This is a genomic window from Arthrobacter sp. B1805, from assembly GCF_002929745.1.
GTDB lineage: Bacteria > Actinomycetota > Actinomycetes > Actinomycetales > Micrococcaceae > Arthrobacter_D.
This window is the reverse complement of record NZ_PJIQ01000003.1, coordinates 258,523-274,467: the sequence shown is the minus strand read 5'-3', so window position 1 is coordinate 274,467 and position 15,945 is coordinate 258,523. Positions and strand designations below refer to the sequence as shown.

General features: G+C 68.3%; 14 protein-coding genes and 1 riboswitch. Of the genes, 7 read left to right on the top strand and 7 right to left on the bottom strand.

Features of this window, described 5'->3' with window-relative positions; genetic code table 11:
* Positions 1–299: 299 nt before the first annotated feature.
* Entirely contained in the window at positions 300–1,934 is a 1,635-nt protein-coding gene (gene groL / locus CXQ96_RS05390) for a chaperonin GroEL (RefSeq protein ID WP_104117001.1), read from the top strand.
* A 104-nt stretch (positions 1,935–2,038) separates the two neighbouring features.
* Here groL and CXQ96_RS05385 read toward each other — a convergent pair whose 3' ends face one another.
* From CXQ96_RS05385 to CXQ96_RS05360, 6 genes are all read right to left on the bottom strand, one after another.
* Positions 2,039–2,329 carry a WXG100 family type VII secretion target gene (locus tag CXQ96_RS05385; protein WP_104117000.1) on the bottom strand — a complete coding sequence of 97 codons (291 nt, stop codon included), beginning with the start codon at positions 2,327–2,329 and terminating at the stop codon, positions 2,039–2,041.
* Positions 2,330–2,392: 63 nt separating this feature from the next.
* Positions 2,393–3,997: a HAMP domain-containing sensor histidine kinase gene (locus CXQ96_RS05380; protein WP_308662529.1), complete on the bottom strand. Its 1,605-nt coding sequence runs from the start codon at positions 3,995–3,997 to the stop codon at positions 2,393–2,395.
* Between the two features lie 10 nt (positions 3,998–4,007).
* On the bottom strand, positions 4,008–4,718 hold the full coding sequence (locus tag CXQ96_RS05375; RefSeq protein ID WP_104116999.1) for a response regulator transcription factor: 711 nt from the start codon (positions 4,716–4,718) through the stop codon (positions 4,008–4,010).
* A gap of 58 nt (positions 4,719–4,776) precedes the next feature.
* The gene (locus tag CXQ96_RS05370; RefSeq protein WP_104116998.1) at positions 4,777–6,432 is read right to left on the bottom strand and encodes a DNA repair helicase XPB; all 1,656 of its coding nucleotides are present in this window, start codon (positions 6,430–6,432) and stop codon (positions 4,777–4,779) included.
* The gene (locus CXQ96_RS05365) at positions 6,425–8,875 is read right to left on the bottom strand and encodes a helicase-associated domain-containing protein (RefSeq protein ID WP_104116997.1); all 2,451 of its coding nucleotides are present in this window, start codon (positions 8,873–8,875) and stop codon (positions 6,425–6,427) included. The genes CXQ96_RS05370 and CXQ96_RS05365 overlap by 8 nt, the downstream gene beginning before the upstream one ends.
* A 116-nt stretch (positions 8,876–8,991) precedes the next feature.
* Positions 8,992–9,282 (bottom strand): hypothetical protein, encoded by a 291-nt coding sequence (locus CXQ96_RS05360; protein WP_104116996.1) that lies wholly within the window; start codon positions 9,280–9,282, stop codon positions 8,992–8,994.
* A gap of 171 nt (positions 9,283–9,453) precedes the next feature.
* Here CXQ96_RS05360 and CXQ96_RS05355 point away from each other — a divergent pair, with 171 nt between their 5' ends.
* Genes CXQ96_RS05355 through CXQ96_RS05345 form a run of 3 tightly spaced genes read left to right on the top strand, consistent with a single transcriptional unit; the run spans position 9,454 to position 11,761 of the window.
* Positions 9,454–9,837 carry a cold-shock protein gene (locus CXQ96_RS05355; RefSeq protein ID WP_104116995.1) on the top strand — a complete coding sequence of 128 codons (384 nt, stop codon included), beginning with the start codon at positions 9,454–9,456 and terminating at the stop codon, positions 9,835–9,837.
* A 9-nt stretch (positions 9,838–9,846) separates the two neighbouring features.
* Positions 9,847–10,458: a DUF3027 domain-containing protein gene (locus CXQ96_RS05350; RefSeq protein ID WP_104116994.1), complete on the top strand. Its 612-nt coding sequence runs from the start codon at positions 9,847–9,849 to the stop codon at positions 10,456–10,458.
* A 34-nt stretch (positions 10,459–10,492) separates the two neighbouring features.
* Complete coding sequence (locus CXQ96_RS05345) at positions 10,493–11,761, top strand: MFS transporter (RefSeq protein ID WP_104117051.1); 1,269 nt, start codon at positions 10,493–10,495, stop codon at positions 11,759–11,761.
* 36 nt (positions 11,762–11,797) lie between these two features.
* Here CXQ96_RS05345 and serC read toward each other — a convergent pair whose 3' ends face one another.
* Positions 11,798–12,922, bottom strand: coding sequence for a phosphoserine transaminase (gene serC / locus CXQ96_RS05340; RefSeq protein WP_104116993.1), 1,125 nt, complete (start codon positions 12,920–12,922; stop codon positions 11,798–11,800).
* Between the two features lie 254 nt (positions 12,923–13,176).
* Between serC and CXQ96_RS05335 the strand changes: the two genes are divergently transcribed.
* The 3 genes from CXQ96_RS05335 to CXQ96_RS05325 all read left to right on the top strand — a co-directional run bounded on the left by CXQ96_RS05335 (position 13,177) and on the right by CXQ96_RS05325 (position 15,860).
* Entirely contained in the window at positions 13,177–13,875 is a 699-nt protein-coding gene (locus CXQ96_RS05335; RefSeq protein ID WP_104116992.1) for a metal-dependent transcriptional regulator, read from the top strand.
* A 116-nt stretch (positions 13,876–13,991) separates the two neighbouring features.
* A riboswitch (cyclic di-AMP (ydaO/yuaA leader) is annotated at positions 13,992–14,176 on the top strand.
* Between the two features lie 5 nt (positions 14,177–14,181).
* Positions 14,182–14,997 (top strand): NlpC/P60 family protein, encoded by an 816-nt coding sequence (locus CXQ96_RS05330; RefSeq protein ID WP_104116991.1) that lies wholly within the window; start codon positions 14,182–14,184, stop codon positions 14,995–14,997.
* Between the two features lie 29 nt (positions 14,998–15,026).
* Positions 15,027–15,860, top strand: a complete 834-nt coding sequence (locus CXQ96_RS05325; protein ID WP_104116990.1) for an NlpC/P60 family protein — start codon at positions 15,027–15,029, stop codon at positions 15,858–15,860.
* Positions 15,861–15,945 lie beyond the last annotated feature (85 nt).

Genomic DNA, 15,945 nt, shown 5'->3' with positions numbered 1-15,945 from the left:
TCGCAGGCATCCGCGCCACGGCGTCCCGCCCAGCCGGTCCTCCCCATCCCCCAGCAGCGCGTACCACCGGTTCGGCGGGTTGCACTCATGGGGTGAGAGTGCTAATTATTGACTTAGCACTCACGCGCGCAGACTGCTAAGGCTGGGCGTAATGGGTGAAGCAGGCAAACCTCTGTGGTGGGGGCGGAGCCGGAACGTGAAAGAGATCGTTCCGGCGAGGCCCAGCCGTCGCGGGCACCACACGCAGGCAAGCATTGATGTGCTGAAATGCAACCGTCCCCGAAAGGACCTACGCCGTTATGGCCAAGATCATTTCTTTTGATGAAGAGGCCCGCCGCGGCCTCGAGCGAGGCCTGAACATCCTCGCTGACGCCGTCAAAGTAACCCTCGGCCCCCGTGGTCGCAATGTCGTGCTCGAGAAGAAGTGGGGTGCCCCCACCATCACGAACGACGGCGTCTCCATCGCCAAGGAGATCGAACTCGACGATCCGTTCGAGAGGATCGGCGCGGAACTCGTCAAGGAAGTTGCCAAGAAGACGGACGACGTCGCAGGCGACGGAACCACCACCGCAACCGTTCTCGCCCAGGCCCTCGTCAAGGAAGGCCTGCGCAACGTCGCGGCCGGCGCTGACCCGCTGAGCCTGAAGCGCGGCATCGAGAAGGCCGTCAAGGCCGTCATCGACGAGCTGCTCGCCTCCGCCAAGGAGATCGAGACCAAGGAGCAGATCGCGGCCACGGCTTCCATCTCCGCCGGGGACAAGCAGATCGGTGACCTGATCGCCGAGGCCCTCGACAAGGTCGGCAAGGAAGGCGTCATCACCGTCGAGGAGTCGAACACCTTCGGCCTCGAGCTCGAGCTCACCGAGGGTATGCGCTTCGACAAGGGCTACATCTCCGGCTACTTCGTCACCGACGCGGAGCGCCAGGAGACGGTCCTCGAAGATCCCTACATCCTGATCGTCAACTCGAAGATCAGCAACGTCAAGGACCTCGTAGCAGTCCTCGAGAAGGTCATGCAGTCCGGCAAGCCGCTGCTGATCATCGCCGAAGACATCGAAGGCGAAGCCCTGGCCACCCTCGTGGTCAACAAGATCCGCGGCACCTTCAAGTCCGTCGCCGTCAAGGCTCCGGGCTTCGGCGACCGCCGCAAGGCGCAGCTCGCGGACATCGCGATCCTCACCGGTGGTCAGGTCATCGCCGAGGAAGTCGGCCTCAAGCTCGAGACCGCCACCCTCGACCTGCTCGGTACCGCCCGCAAGGTCGTCGTGACCAAGGACGAGACCACGATCGTCGAGGGAGCCGGCGACGCCGACGCCATCGCCGGACGCGTTGCCCAGATCCGCGCCGAGATCGAGAACTCGGACTCGGACTACGACCGCGAGAAGCTGCAGGAACGCCTGGCCAAGCTGGCCGGCGGCGTTGCAGTCATCAAGGCCGGTGCCGCTACGGAGGTCGAACTCAAGGAGCGCAAGCACCGCATCGAGGACGCCGTCCGCAACGCGAAGGCAGCCGTCGAGGAAGGCATCGTCGCCGGTGGTGGCGTTGCCCTCATCCAGGCCGGTGCCAAGGCATTCGCCAACCTCGAGCTCTCGGGTGACGAGGCCACGGGCGCGAACATCGTCCGCGTCGCCATCGACGCCCCGCTGAAGCAGATTGCCTTCAACGCAGGCCTCGAGCCCGGCGTCGTCGTCGACAAGGTGCGCGGGCTGCCCGCCGGTCACGGCCTGAACGCCGCTACCGGGGAGTACGAGGACCTGCTGGCCGCCGGAGTCAACGACCCCGTGAAGGTCACCCGTTCGGCCCTGCAGAACGCCGCGTCGATCGCAGGCCTGTTCCTCACCACGGAAGCCGTCGTTGCGGACAAGCCCGAGAAGGCTGCTCCCGCCGGTGGCGGCGACGACATGGGTGGCATGGGCGGCATGGGCGGCTTCTAGTCCCCATACCGCTTGCTGCGCCACCTGCGCACACGCACGAGAAGGGCGGTACTCCCGGTCGGGGGTGCCGCCCTTTTCGTGCTCTGCTGGTCAGTGCTCCGGGATCAACTCATGAACATGCGCGCGTTGCTCTGCTCAGCATCCGCGTACTGCTGGGTCGCGACAGTGAGGGCCTGGTTGATGCCGGTGAGGGATTCCTCCACCTGCTGCTGAGTAGCCCGCCATTGCAGGATGAGTTGCTGGAAATTGGTGGCCGCTTGGCCCGTCCACAAACCCTCGAGTTCGCGTAGGCCGGCCTGCATCGAGTTGACCTCCGACTGGAGTCTCGCGATGGTGCCCTGCACCTGGCTGCTCTTGGCCGCCAGGCTGTCGGTGTCTACGTTGAAGAATGCCATGCTCTGCTCCCGTGTGCTCGCGCTTCCTTGACGGAGTCGACGCTAGGGCGCGGTGCATCAGGATCAGCGGTCGTCGCAGCTTTTGTGGACAACCGGTCCTGCAGGGGGCGCCTGTGGAGGAGTGATGGTGACGAGTGGGCGCTGCTGCGCGGGGGTCCGCATGCGCTCTTGTCCGGCATTCCGCTGGACCGCGGCGTCCGCGTCACCGTTCCCGTCGGCGTGGGCGTCGTCCCCCGACTCGGTGAACGGAACGTGCGGTAGCCGGATCGACAGGGTGGCTCCGCCGCCTTCGGTCTCCTCCAGGCGGACCGTGCCGTCGTGCTGCGCTACGAGCGCGGCGACGATCGCGAGCCCGAGCCCTGTTCCGCCCGTCTCCCGATGACGTGACGTGTCCGCACGGTAGAAACGCTCGAAGACCTTTGCGGCGTCGTCCTCCGAGATCCCGGGGCCGTGGTCGCGGACCTCGAGGACGGAGTCGCTGTGGCCGTGAAGGACCGGTGCAACGCCTACCGCGATCTCGATCGGCGAGCCCTCGGGTGTGTAGCGCAGTGCGTTGGTCATGAGGTTGGCGACGACCTGCCGGAGGCGGGCCTCGTCCCCCTTCGTGGGGGCGGACCGGGGCTTCCCGCCGTCCAGGCCGATCACGGTGATGGACCGGTCCGGGGCGGTTGCGCTCGCATCGAAGGCTGCATCGTGCCCGAGCACCATGAGATCCACGGGCTTCACTTCAGGAGGGCGCTGTTCGTCGATCCTGGCGAGGGTGAGCAGGTCCTCCACAAGTTGGCCCATGCGGATCGCCTCGCTCTCGATCCTGCCCATAGCGGCCGCGACGTCCTCCTCCTTTTGGAGTGCCCCATGCCGATACAGCTCGGAGTAGCCGCGGATGGTGACGAGCGGAGTCCGGAGCTCGTGCGAGGCATCGGCCACGAATCGCCGCATCTTCGTCTCCGAGGCGGTGCGCGCGGCAAACGCGCGTTCGATATGCGCGAGCATCGCGTTCAGCGATCTCGACAGCCGCCCGATCTCGGTGGCCGGACGCTCGACGGCTACCCGCCGTGAAAGATCACCGGCGGCGATGGCGGCTGCGGTCCGCTCCACGCGCGCGAGCGGGGCGAACTGACGCGTCACGGTGACGAAGGCGATGAGCGAAGCCAGTGCGGTGGTCACAAGCCCGGAGGTGAAGATGATCTCCGTTGCTTCCTGCAGCGACTCGTTCACCGTGTTCAGGCGGGAGGCGATGGCGAGATAGCCCTCGGTGTTCGCCAGGCGGAAGATGCGCACCCGCCAGCCCTGGCTGTCCGAATCGGTGCTGGCGACATCGAAACCGTCTCCGTTGAGTTCGATGATGCGCTTCTGGGTGACGCCATCGAGGTCGGGAACGTCCACCGCATCATCGGATTGGTTCGCCACGACGATGGAACCGTCGGGATCGAGCAGGGCCGCGTAGTACCTCAGGACGGCGCCGTCCGTCTCCTGTTCCGCGGAGTAGACGTCGCCAGCGACCTTCTCCGCGTTGTTCCTGAGATCGGCGTCGATGCGGTCCACGAGACCGTCGCGGAGCAGCGACACCGTCGCGAGTCCTGTGATGCCCACCGTCACGACCATCAGGAGCATGATGATCGCGACGAGTTGCGATCTGAGGGACGCCGCGTTCCAGCGTTTGAGCACAGGAGACGCTCTACCGCTTGTCGGCAGTCCGGAGCAGGTACCCCACGCCGCGCTTGGTCTGGATCAGGGCCACCGCGTTGGGGTTCCTGTCGATCTTGCGACGGAGGTAGGAGATGTAGGACTCCACGATGGAGGCGTCTCCGTTGAAGTCGTACTCCCACACGTGGTCGAGGATCTGGGCCTTGGACAGTACGCGGTTCGGGTTCATCATCAGATAGCGCAGCAGCTTGAACTCGGTGGGCGAGAGGTCGATGACTTCGCCACCGCGCCGGACCTCGTGCGCGTCGTCGTCGAGTTCGAGGTCGTCGACGCGGATCACGGCGTCGTCGTCCTCCAGGGGATGCGTGCGGCGCAGGACCGCTCGGATGCGCGCGACCACCTCGTCCAGGCTGAACGGCTTGGTGACGTAGTCGTCGCCGCCGACCGTCAGTCCGGTCACCTTGTCGTCGGTGTCGTCACGAGCGGTCAGGAAGACAACGGGAAAGTGCCGGCCGGCCGCCCGCAGCCGGCGCGTGACGGTGAAGCCGTCCATGTCGGGCAGCATGACGTCGAGCACCGCGAGGTCGGGGTTGTGCGTCTCAGCGGCGGCGAGGGCATCACGGCCGTTCGCCGCGGCGACGACGTCGAAACCGGCGAATCGCAGCGAGGTGGACAGCAGCTCGCGGATGTTCGGTTCGTCATCGACGACCAGGAGTTTCGCTTCAGGGCCAGTTTTCTTCACGCCACCAGTATCCGCACGGTGGCTGTGAATTCGCTGTACGCCTGCTGTAAGCCCCTTGTCAGTCCCTGGCTTCCTGGTCACCGATGGCCGACGCATCAAGGATGCGGTAGGCGTAGCCCTGCTCGGCCAGGAAACGCTGCCGTTTCGCAGCGAAGTCCTGGTCCAGCGTGTCCCGTGCGACGACGGTGTAGAAACGGGCGGCACGGCCGTCCGTCTTGGGCCGGAGCAGCCGTCCCAGGCGCTGCGCCTCTTCCTGCCGCGACCCGAAGGACCCGGATACCTGGATCGCCACTGACGCCTCCGGCAGATCGATCGAGAAGTTCGCGACCTTGGACACCACCAGCACATGGATCTCACCCGCCCGGAAGGCTGCGAAAAGCCTTTGCCGTTCCTTCACCGACGTGTCCCCCTTGATGACGGGGGCTCCGAGCCGGGCCGCGAGGTCGTCGAGCTGGTCGATGTACTGGCCGATGACCAGGAGCTGTTCACCCTCGTGTGCTGCGACGAGCTTCTCCACCACGTCCGACTTCGTGTCCGACGTGGCGCACAGGCGGTACTTGTCGGCGTCATCAGCCATCGCGTAGGCGACGCGCTCGTCACGCGGAAGGTCCACCCTCACCTCGACGCAGTCAGCGGGCGCGATGTAGCCCTGGGCCTCGATGTCCTTCCAGGGGGCGTCGTACCGCTTCGGCCCGATCAGGGAGAACACCTCGCCCTCCCTGCCGTCCTCCCGGACGAGGGTCGCCGTCAGCCCGAGCCGGCGCCTGGCCTGGAGGTCCGCCGTCATCTTGAAGATCGGAGCGGGAAGGAGGTGGACCTCGTCGTACACGATGAGGCCCCAGTCGTTCGCGTCGAGCAGCTCGAGGTGGGGGTACAGCCCGCCGCGCTTGGTCGTGAGCACCTGGTACGTCGCGATCGTCACGGGCCGGACTTCCTTGACCGCGCCCGAGTACTCGCCGATCTCCTCCTCGGTCAACGACGTTCGCTTGAGCAGCTCGTCCTTCCACTGCCGTGCCGACACCGTGTTCGTGACGAGGATGAGCGTCGTGGTCTGGCTCGTCGCCATGGCGGCCGCCCCTACCAGGGTCTTCCCCGCTCCGCAGGGCAGGACCACGACGCCGGATCCGCCGGACCAGAAGTTCTCGACTGCGAGCTGCTGGTAGGGGCGCAGGGTCCAGCCGTCCTCGTCGAGCACGATCGGATGCGGCGTCCCGTCGACGTAACCGGCGAAGTCCTCGGCGGGCCACCCGAGCTTGAGCAGCAGCTGCTTGAGCTGCCCGCGCTGGGAGGAGTGGACGACGACGGTCTCGCCGTCGATCCTCGGTCCCAGCAAGGGCTGGATCTTCTTGGCGTGCAGCACCTCCTCGAGCACCGGATAGTCGGAGGTGCGCAGCACGAGTCCGTGCTGCGGGTCCTTCTCCAACCGCAGCCGGCCGTAGCGCGACATCGTGTCCTCGATGTCGATCAGGAGCGCGTGCGGCACGGGAAAACGGGAGTACTTCAGGAGCGTGTCCAGCACACGCTCGGCGTCGAGCCCCGCGGCGCGCGCATTCCACAGACCGAGCGGCGTGAGCCGGTAGCTGTGCACGTGCTCGGGAGCGCGCTCGAGCTCGGCGAAAGCGGCGATCGCATGCCGCGCCTCCGTGGCCTGCTCGTGGTCCACTTCCAGCAGGATGGTCTTGTCGCTCTGGACGATCAGCGGCCCGTCAACCATCTGAGGGACTCCCTTCGAGGATTTCCACGTCCATGACGCGGTGGACGGACACGACCTTCTCTACCTGCTTCTCGGGGTCGAAGACGCGCAGGCGGCCTCCCGACACCGAGAGTGGAACAAGCACCTGCCGCACATGATTCCCTTCGCTGTCCGCGGTTCCGAGGCGGATGCGGCTGCGCGACCTGATCGCCGAGCGCAGAGTTTCCAGGCTGACGAGCGTCTCGCTGTCCGAAGCGGCGGCCGCGTCCGGGGAGCCGGCGCGCGCCGAGCGTAGGGCAGTAAGCTGCGCCGAGATCTCCTCCTCCGCGACCGACCACGGATTCAGCCGCGACCGGAGCTGCTCCGGGGGGACCCGCGCGGCGGGAACGGGCTCGCTCCGCTCCGTGACCGCTCCGATCCCCGCGACGGCGTCAGACGCGGGCGAGAAACCGAGGCTCCTGAGGAGCGCGGCCAGTTCCTGGGGGGAGGCCGGCGCCACCAGGACCGTCGGCGCGATCCGGTTGACCCCGAGCGAGGCCGCACGGGGGTCCGCCATGACCGTCGCGATGACGGCGTCGTCCTCCGTGTGGAGATAGCTGCCCGCTCGGCCCACCCGCAGGCTGCCGTACCGGGACGCGGTGTCCTCCACGAGGTAGGAGAGTGCCTGCGGGATCTCGGTCGCCGAGTGGGTCCGCAGGAACTCGAGGATCGACGGCGCATCCTCGCCGAGGTCCAACGCGGACCGGATGGACTCCGCGGAGAACCGGTAGGTCGTCGCCGGGCCCTGTCCCTCCGGCGTGGACAGCCGCAGCAGCCCGCGCGCCACCTCGGGCTGCAGGTACCCGGGTGCGACGGCGGTGAGGTCCGCCTGGAGGACGACGTGCGCCACCGGGGCGGGTAGGGCCTCCCCGACGGCGCGTGACGCATCCTCGAACCGCCCCTCGGCGACCAGTCGGCCCGCGAGCGTCAGCGCGCCACCTCCGGTCAGCCCGAGGAGTGCGGCCTCGACGAGCATCCCGGGCAGCAGCCGGGCGAAGCGCCGGTGCAGGCGCGGCTGATGCCAGGTGGCGAGGGCGATGACCGGCTCGTCGGTGAGGACCGGCACATCCCCTGCCTCGCCGTCGTCACCTGGTCCCGTGCGGGCGCCGCCCGGCCGGCCGGCCGGATTGTGGCTGGTGCCAGCCGTGCCGGACAGTTCCAGGGCGGCTGCAAGGAGCCTCTGGCGCACCATCGGGGCGTCAGGGCGCGAGGCCTCGGCGGCAAGGGCGTTGACGGCGGTGCCGTCCGGCATCCTGGAGCCGACCAGCGCCGGTGCCCGGTCGACCGAGAGCCATCCCTCGACGAGGAGCAGCCACTGCGCTTCACGGTCGAGCGCCTCCCAGGCGTCGAGTCGCGAGGCCTTCCAGCGTGAATCGTCGGGATCGAGGTTCAGGAGCCCGACGGCGGCGGCGAGTTCCAGCAGCCATGCGGCTTCCGCGTCGGTAGTGCGCAGGACCTCGCGGAGACGACGCAGTTCACGGACGCCCACTCCTCCCGAACGGAGCGTCGCTACCGGGGTGCCGGCGGCCGAACCGAGGAGCGCGGTCATCAGCCGGAGTGTTTCCGCGATCGCCCCGAACGCCGCGTTGTCCCTCACGCGCGCACGGACGGTGCGCCCGACGGCTACCGGCGGCACGGTCTCCAGTGCGGTGTGGACCGCGTGCCCGCGCAGCGCCATCCCCACGCCCCGCGGCAGTTCGACGTGCAGCGCGTCCAGCGGCGCAAGCAGGCACCGTTCCAGCAGCCAGCGCACGGCGGGCGAGACGCCGCCGTCTCCGCCCGTCGACGTCGACCCGACCGGCGCATCGCGTAAGCGGGAGAGGAGCATGGCGGCTCCCTCGGGAGCCTCGGTCATGACGCGGCTCCAGGTCAGGGGATCCGTCACGGCCCTGTCCAGCGCCTGGGCCGCGGAGGCCGAGTTCATGGCCTCGGTATCGATGCCGTCCACCACGAGCCGCACCGCGTCCACGAGTGCCGGACCGAAGCGCGGGATCGAGCGTGCGAGCGTCCGGAAGGGCCGTCCCAAACCGGCGGGATAGGGCCCCAGCGCGTCGGCCAGGGCTCCGACGGGCAGAAGCTCCTGCGGAACGGAACCGATGACGAGGGCCCGGTGTCCGAGCTCGGCGACGATGGCATCGAGGCCGGGACGGTCTGCCGTGGCGAAGGCCGACAGCAGGCGCTCGTAGGCGATGGTGCCGCCGTCGTCCTCGCTGAGTACCACGATCGCCTCGAGGACCTGGAGCTGCGGCCGCGTGAGGTTGTCGAGGGCCCGCTGCAGGCTGGCACGGGTGGATGCGCGTGCCGCGAGCGCGGCGAAATCGGGCACCGGGGGAAGGATGAGATCGGGTCGCACGGCCAGGAGCCTGCGTAGCTCGTCATCGCTCCGGCGGGCCAGCTCATCGGCCAGTGCTCGGATTGCGGACATCACCTCAAGGTTACCCGGCGCCTCCGACACACTTCAGGTCGTTCGACCCGCCCAACGTGCCGCCGAAGGTTCGGTCGGAGATCGCGCCGGCTACGTCGTCACGGTTGCCCCCGGAGTCAGGATCTCCGACGGGTGACGACGTACCAGAGGACGAGCGAGGTCATCAGCAGGAAGGCGATCGGCAGGCAGAGATAGGTCGCAAGCACGAAGCCCGGCCACACGTATCCCCCCAGGAAGGCCGCTAGAAGGATGGCCGCCAGGGACAGCAATCCGATGACGGCGAAGGCCACGGCGAGGATCATGACCACGAACCGCCCGCGCTGCGATTCCTCCGCCCCGCTGTCGCGGACATCCTCCGGCAGGGGCTGGTCGGGGGAGCGGCTCGGCGCTGGTTCGTCAGGAATCATAGCCGTCCAAGACTACAAGAACCACGGCCGGGGAGTGGCGGCAGAAGCTATATCCTAGGAGACACAGACTTCCCCGGCGGTGGCGGTGCCCGAGGGCGCCGGACGGTCCATGCGCGCGGGGCCACGACCGCAGGCGACTTCGCCCGGTACAGCTAAGAAGAGGTAAACGACGTGCCCATCGGCAAAGTTAAGTGGTTCGACGCGGACAAGGGCTTCGGGTTCCTGTCCACGGACGACGGCAAGGAAGTCTTCCTGCACGCCTCCGCCCTGCCTGCCGGCGTCAGCGAGGTGAAGGTCGGCACCAAGCTTGAATTCGGAGTGGCAGACGGTCGACGAGGGCTCCAGGCGCTCTCCGCGCGGATCCTCGAGCAGGCTCCCTCCGTCGTGAAGGCCACTCGCAAGAGTGCCGATGACATGGCCGTCATCACCGAGGACCTCATCAAGCTGCTCGACGGAGTGTCCAACGGCCTGCGCAAGGGGCGCTACCCCGAGAAGGCGCACGCGTCGAAGGTCGCGGCTGTCCTGCGGGCAGTCGCCGACGACCTCGACGCGTAGGCTTCCACCATGACCTCGAGCAACCTGGAGACCGCTGATGGCGCTGCTCCGACCGACACCGGAGCGACTGCGGGCGAGGCAGAGGCCGCGGTCGGGGCGCCCGTCGAGGCACCACGGAAACCGCGTGCGTCACGACGCATCCCGAAGTCGGACGCCGTCCTCGAAGCGGCCGTCGAGCGCGCCCGCCTCGGTGTGCTCGAGATCGCGCCCGAAGCGCAGGTAGGACGGCACGTGTCCGCCACCGTCGAGGGCGAGCGCCTGGTGACCCACCGGTTCGAGGCCTTCGTGCCCGGATACGGGGGATGGCAGTGGTTCTCGACCGTTGCCCGGGTGGCGCGCAGCAAGGACGTGACGGTGTGCGAGGTCGGACTGCTGCCGTCGTCGGCCTCCCTGCTGGCCCCCGAATGGCTGCCGTGGTCCGAAAGGGTGCGCCCCGAGGACTCGCAGCCGGACGAGGCAATACCTGCGGATCCGGCACCTGCGGGCAGTGCAGGCGAGGCCGGCAACCCGCCCGCCCCCGGGACCGCCGGCGGGTCCTCCTCGGATGATGCGCGCGCCGGTGATCCGACAGTCGATCTCCAGGACGCCGGGACGTCCGACGGGCAGCCCGACGCCGAGTGACGGACCAGTGGCGCCGAAGCGGGAGAAGGGGGCGTTGAGCACCTTCCGCTCGCTCGGTATCCACAACTACAGGTTGTGGTTCATCGGAGCCCTGATCTCGAACATCGGCACCTGGATGCAGCGGACCGCGCAGGACTGGCTGGTCTACGACATCCTCACGGAGCAGAATGCGTCCGCCCTCGGGATCGTGATGGCGCTCCAACTCGGTCCGCAGCTAGTCATCGCGCCCTGGGCCGGCCTCATCGCCGACACGGTCGACCGACGACGGCTTCTCGCGACCACGCAGGTGGCCATGGCGCTCCTGGGAGTCGGCCTCGGCCTGATGGTCATTCTCGACGTCGCCGCCCTGTGGCACGTGTATGCGTTCGCCCTGGCGCTGGGCGTCGTCTCGGCTTTCGACGCCCCGGCACGGCAGGCCTTCGTGTCCGAGCTCGTGCGGGACGAATACCTCCCCAACGCCGTGGCGCTCAACAGTGCCTCCTTCAACGGCGCGCGCCTGGTCGGTCCGGCCGTCGCCGGCCTGCTCACGGCCGGCGTGGGGCCCGGCTGGGTGTTCATGATCAATGCGGTGACGTTCGGGGCGATGGTCTACGTGCTGCTCGCCATGCGGAGCTCCGAACTCAACAAGCAGCCCCGGTCAGCGCCGGGCAAGGGGCGGATCCGCGCCGGATTCCTGTACGTTCGGCAGCGTCCGGACCTGATGGTGGTCATGCTCGCGATCTTCATCGTCGGTACCTTCGGCCTGAACTTCGCGGTGTTCATCGCCGCCATGGCGCGCACCGAGTTCGGGCAGGACGCCGGTGTCTTCGGCGTGCTGTCCTCGGTGATGGCTGTGGGGTCGGTCGCGGGCGCCCTGCTGTCCGCACGGCGGGAACGGCCCCGGTTGCGCTTCATCTTCGGGGCGTCGGCCGCGTTCGGGATCGCCTGCGTGCTGGCGGCCCTCGCTCCCACCCTGTGGCTGTTCGGGGTGGCCCTCGTGCCGGTCGGCCTGTTCGCGCTGACCCTCATGACGAGCGCGAATGCGTATGTGCAGACGACGACGGACCCCGCGATGCGCGGTCGCGTCATGGCGCTCTACTTCGCGATTTTCCTCGGCGGGACGCCCCTCGGAGCGCCCGTGGTCGGCTGGGTGTCGGACATGTTCGGTCCGCGGTGGAGCCTCGGAGTCGCTGCCGCCTCCGGGCTCATCGCTGCCGCGGCCGGCATCTTCTGGGCGTGGCGTTACCACGAGGTCCGCCTGCGGTACGACCGTTCCGCGCCGCGGCGGCTCCGCCTCGACCACGAGGCCGGCGCGGGGGACTGATCCAAGCTCCCGCAGCCCGCCTGAGCGGCGTGCCGCCTACAGCAGGTTCTCGACCGTGTAGTCGATGCAGGCGATCAGCGCGGAGACGTCGTCGGGCTCGATCGCCACGAACGTGGCGACGCGGAGCTGGTTCCGACCGAGCTTGCGGTAGGGCTCGACGTCGACGATCCCGTTCGCGCGGAGGACGGCGGCGATGCGCGCGGCATCGACGTCGCCGTCGAAGTCGATCGTGACGATGACGTTCGAGCGGTCCTCGGTCCGGGTGACGTACGGCGCTGCCACGGGCGAGGATTCGGCCCACGAATACAGCCGTCCCGCCGAGTCCGCCGTCCGGGCGGCAGCGAACGGGAGACCGCCCTGTTCGTTGAGCCAGGCGACCTGCGCGTCCAGCGTGACGAGCGTGGACAGCGACGGCGTGTTGTAGGTCTGGTTCAGGCGGGAGTTGTCGATGGCCGTCTGCAGGTTGAGGAAGTCCGGTATCCACCGGTCACCGGCGGCGATCCTCGCGGCACGCTCCAACGCCGCGGGGGAGAAGAGGCCGAGCCACAGACCGCCGTCGGACGCGAAGTTCTTCTGCGGGGCGAAGTAGTAGGCGTCGGCCTGCGCGACATCGACGTCGAGCCCTCCGGCGGCGGACGTCGCATCGACGAGGACGAGCGCTCCGTCGTCCGCGCCCTCGATCCTCCGCACCGGCGCCGCGACGCCGGTGGACGTCTCGTTCTGGGGCCAGGCGTAAGTATCGATCCCGGCCTCTGCGACCGGGTCCGGACGCGTTCCGGGTTCGGAGGTGACGATGCTGGAGCTCTCGAGGAACGGCGCCTTGTCGGTCGCCGATGCGAACTTCGAGCCGAATTCACCGAAGGACAGGTGCTGCGCCTTCCGGTCCACGAGGCCGAATGCCGCGATGTCCCAGAACGCCGTCGAGCCGCCGACCCCGAGTACTACCTCGTAGCCGTCGGGAGCCCCGAAGAAGGAGCTGAGGCCTTCGCGCACGCGGCCCACCAGGTTCCGCACGGGCGCCTGGCGATGGGAGGTCCCCAGCAGCGACCGGCCTGCGGAGACGAGGGCGTCGACCTGGCCGCTCCTGACCTTCGAGGGACCGGCTCCGAAGCGGCCGTCCGACGGCAGGAGGTGGTCGGGAATGCGGGGCGATTCGGTCATGGGTGCTCCAGCTGATCGACTGAGGGTGTGGCCCTCATTCTGCCCCAGCGGAGAGATGCCCTCCATTTGTTAACACCCTTCGTGGGCATCATCACCGGCGCCGCTCCACGTCGCCGATCCGTTTGCCAGCCTTCTCCCGCCATGGGTTAACCTTGGGAGGCGTGGGGCGGAACAGGCTGTGGCGGCCGTGCAACCCCTCATCGGCGTGAGGCATTCCCGCCGAGCACCCGCACCGCACCAAGGAGCTGACCCGCATGACGGACCTCATCGACACCACCGAGATGTACCTGCGGACAATCCTTGAACTCGAGGAGGAGAACATCGTAGCTCTCCGCGCGAGGATCGCGGAGCGATTGCGTCATTCCGGCCCCACGGTCTCCCAGACCATCGGCCGGATGGAACGCGACGGGCTCGTCGTCGTCTCGGGCGACCGACACCTCGAACTCACAGAGCTCGGCCGTCATCGTGCCACAGGCGTCATGAGGAAGCACCGCCTCGCCGAGCGCCTGCTGAGCGATGTCATCGGGCTCGATTGGGCCTACGTCCACGACGAGGCCTGCCGCTGGGAGCACGTCATGAGCGAGCGCGTCGAGCGCAGGTTGTACGAACTGCTCGGCAAGCCCTCCGAATCCCCCTACGGCAATCCGATCCCGGGCCTCGAGGCCATCGGCGGCGTCCAGTCGGAGCTGATCACGGATGGTGTGGTGACCCTGCTCTCGGCGATGGGGACGTACTCCCCGGACAAGCAGGTGACACTGATCCGGCTGGCCGAACCGATCCAGGTGGATCCCGAGCTGCTCACGCAGCTCGACGAGGGCGGGTTGCGTCCGGGAGCCCACCTCACCCTGGAGTCCGTGGGAGGGTATGTGTCCGTGCGCGTGCCGGGAGTGGAGGGCGCCCTCGAACTGCCGCCCGAGGTCGCCTCGCACGTCTTCGTGTCCGTCGCCGCCTGACGCTCAGCCACCGCCGTCGTCACCAATAACATACCGTTCCGTGATCTGAACGTGACATACCGGCGTATCTGTTGTAGCCTTCATCTCGTGCCAAATTCGCTCTAGATCCGGCACCCTCGTGCAAATCGCCTAGCTCTGCCATTGCCCGAGGTCCGTTCGCACCATCGCATGGCAGAGGCGGGGGAACCAATTTTTGGGTTTCGTCACAGAAATCCTTGGGGTTAAGTCGCTGTTTACGCAGCGGCCGGGTGACTCCCATCCGAATCCGACAGCTCACCTCGCAGGCGTTGGGAGAGGTAATCCAACGTGTCCAATAGCTCTTCGCTGGGCCGCCACCGCGCGCCCCAGACCACCAGCCCCCTGACTGCTCTTTCCACCGCTGTTGCGTCGAACGCCGGATCGGTGGGCCGCCAGGCAGCCGTCATCGTCGCCGCTTCGGGCCTGGTGCTCACCGCAGGCCTCCCGGCCCATGGAGCCACCACGGCCGAGCGTGAGGTGCAGTCCTCGACCGCTCTGACCGTCAGCCGCGTCGTCGCCGCCGAGGTCAGCGTCCCGGCCACCGCGAAGGTGTCCTTCGACCGCGTAGCCGTCGAGGTGACGCCGGCTCCCGAGGCGGTTGTGGAAGCTCCCGTCGTCGAGGCCGAGCCCGTCGTCGTCGAAGCCGCCGCCCCGGTCGCACTGCCCCAGGCCGCACCGGTAGCGGCCGCGCCGGTCGCAGCCCCCGTCGCCGCACAAGCCGCTCCCGCACCTGTCGCCGCACAAGCCGCTCCCGCACCTGTCGCCGTGCAGGCCGCATCCGCTCCCGTCCAGTCCTCCGGCGTCGCTGCCGGACTGGTCGCCTCCGCCTACGCCCAGATCGGCGTTGCGCAGGACTGCACCGCCATGGTCGAGAAGGCGCTGCGCTCGGTCGGCAAGTCCGTCGGTGACCTCGCGCCGGGACAGTTCTACCAGTTCGGCGACGTCGTCGGAACGCCCGCTGTGGGCGACCTCGTGATCACCGGCGGCCACGTAGCGATCTACGTCGGCAACGGCCAGGTCATCAGCGGTGGCCTCAACGGTATGAACACCGGCCTGCACAGCCTGTCAGACCTCCCCGGCGCCAGCTTCGTCCGCGTCCGCTAGAACACCCCCCACACTCGGAGTAACCCCCCATGTCTTCACGCGTCACGATCGCACGCCACCGAGGAGAAGCGCAGAGCGCTGCCGGCTTCTCCGCTCTCGCACAGTCCGTCACGACCAACGCCGGGGGGATGGGCCGCCAGGCCGCCGTCATCGCCGCGGCCTCGGGCCTCGTCCTGACCAGCGGTGTCGCAGCCAACGCGGCTGACCTGCAGCCGCAGCGCGAGGTATCGGCCTCGAACGTCACCGTCAGTTCGGATCGGCCGGTCGTCGTCGCCTCGAGCCAGACCGCCGTCTCCTTCAACATGACGCCGGTCAAGGTCAATGCGAAGCCCGTCGTCGTCGAGCAGGCACCGCTCGAGGAAGCTCCTGTCGTCGAGGAGCCTGTCGTCGAGGAGCCTGTCGTCGAGGTCCCGGCCGTCGTCCAGGCTCCCGCCGTCGCCGCCCCTGCGGTCACAGCCCAGTCGGCTCCCGTTGCTGCCGCCGGCGTCGCAGTTGCGGCCGCCACCCCGGCTCCTGCCCCCGTTGCTTCCTCCGGCGTCGCTGCCACCATCGCGGCAGCGGCCAAGGGCCAGCTCGGCGTCATGCAGGACTGCACCCGCCTCGTCAGCAACTCCCTCGCTGCCGCCGGCATCAACTTCCACGGCTGGCCGGCGGGCTACCTCTCCCTCGGCCGTACGGTGAGCGCCGGCGAGGCCATCCCGGGCGACCTCATCTACTATGCGGACGGCGGCATGGGTCTTGCCCATATCGCGGTCTACATCGGTGGTGGGCAGGCCGTGCACGGTGGCTTCAACGGCAACACCACGGTGATCGCCCCGGCCGAGCTCGGATCGGGCGGCGTCTACATCCGCGTCGGTGGCTGACCCAGCACCACGATGATTCGAGGAGGAACCGGCACACTGTGCCGGTTCCTCCTCGTTTAAGCAGGTAATCGAGTGCGTGCACCGG

What these genes read in the sequence shown, in the direction of transcription:
- groL (WP_104117001.1), top strand. Translation starts at nt 300, where the DNA reads ATGGCCAAGATCATTTCTTTTGATGAAGAGGCCCGCCGCGGCCTCGAG.
- CXQ96_RS05385 (WP_104117000.1), bottom strand. Translation starts at nt 2,329, where the DNA reads ATGGCATTCTTCAACGTAGACACCGACAGCCTGGCGGCCAAGAGCAGC.
- CXQ96_RS05370 (WP_104116998.1), bottom strand. Translation starts at nt 6,432, where the DNA reads ATGGTTGACGGGCCGCTGATCGTCCAGAGCGACAAGACCATCCTGCTG.
- CXQ96_RS05365 (WP_104116997.1), bottom strand. Translation starts at nt 8,875, where the DNA reads ATGTCCGCAATCCGAGCACTGGCCGATGAGCTGGCCCGCCGGAGCGAT.
- CXQ96_RS05360 (WP_104116996.1), bottom strand. Translation starts at nt 9,282, where the DNA reads ATGATTCCTGACGAACCAGCGCCGAGCCGCTCCCCCGACCAGCCCCTG.
- CXQ96_RS05350 (WP_104116994.1), top strand. Translation starts at nt 9,847, where the DNA reads ATGACCTCGAGCAACCTGGAGACCGCTGATGGCGCTGCTCCGACCGAC.
- serC (WP_104116993.1), bottom strand. Translation starts at nt 12,922, where the DNA reads ATGACCGAATCGCCCCGCATTCCCGACCACCTCCTGCCGTCGGACGGC.
- CXQ96_RS05335 (WP_104116992.1), top strand. Translation starts at nt 13,177, where the DNA reads ATGACGGACCTCATCGACACCACCGAGATGTACCTGCGGACAATCCTT.
- CXQ96_RS05325 (WP_104116990.1), top strand. Translation starts at nt 15,027, where the DNA reads ATGTCTTCACGCGTCACGATCGCACGCCACCGAGGAGAAGCGCAGAGC.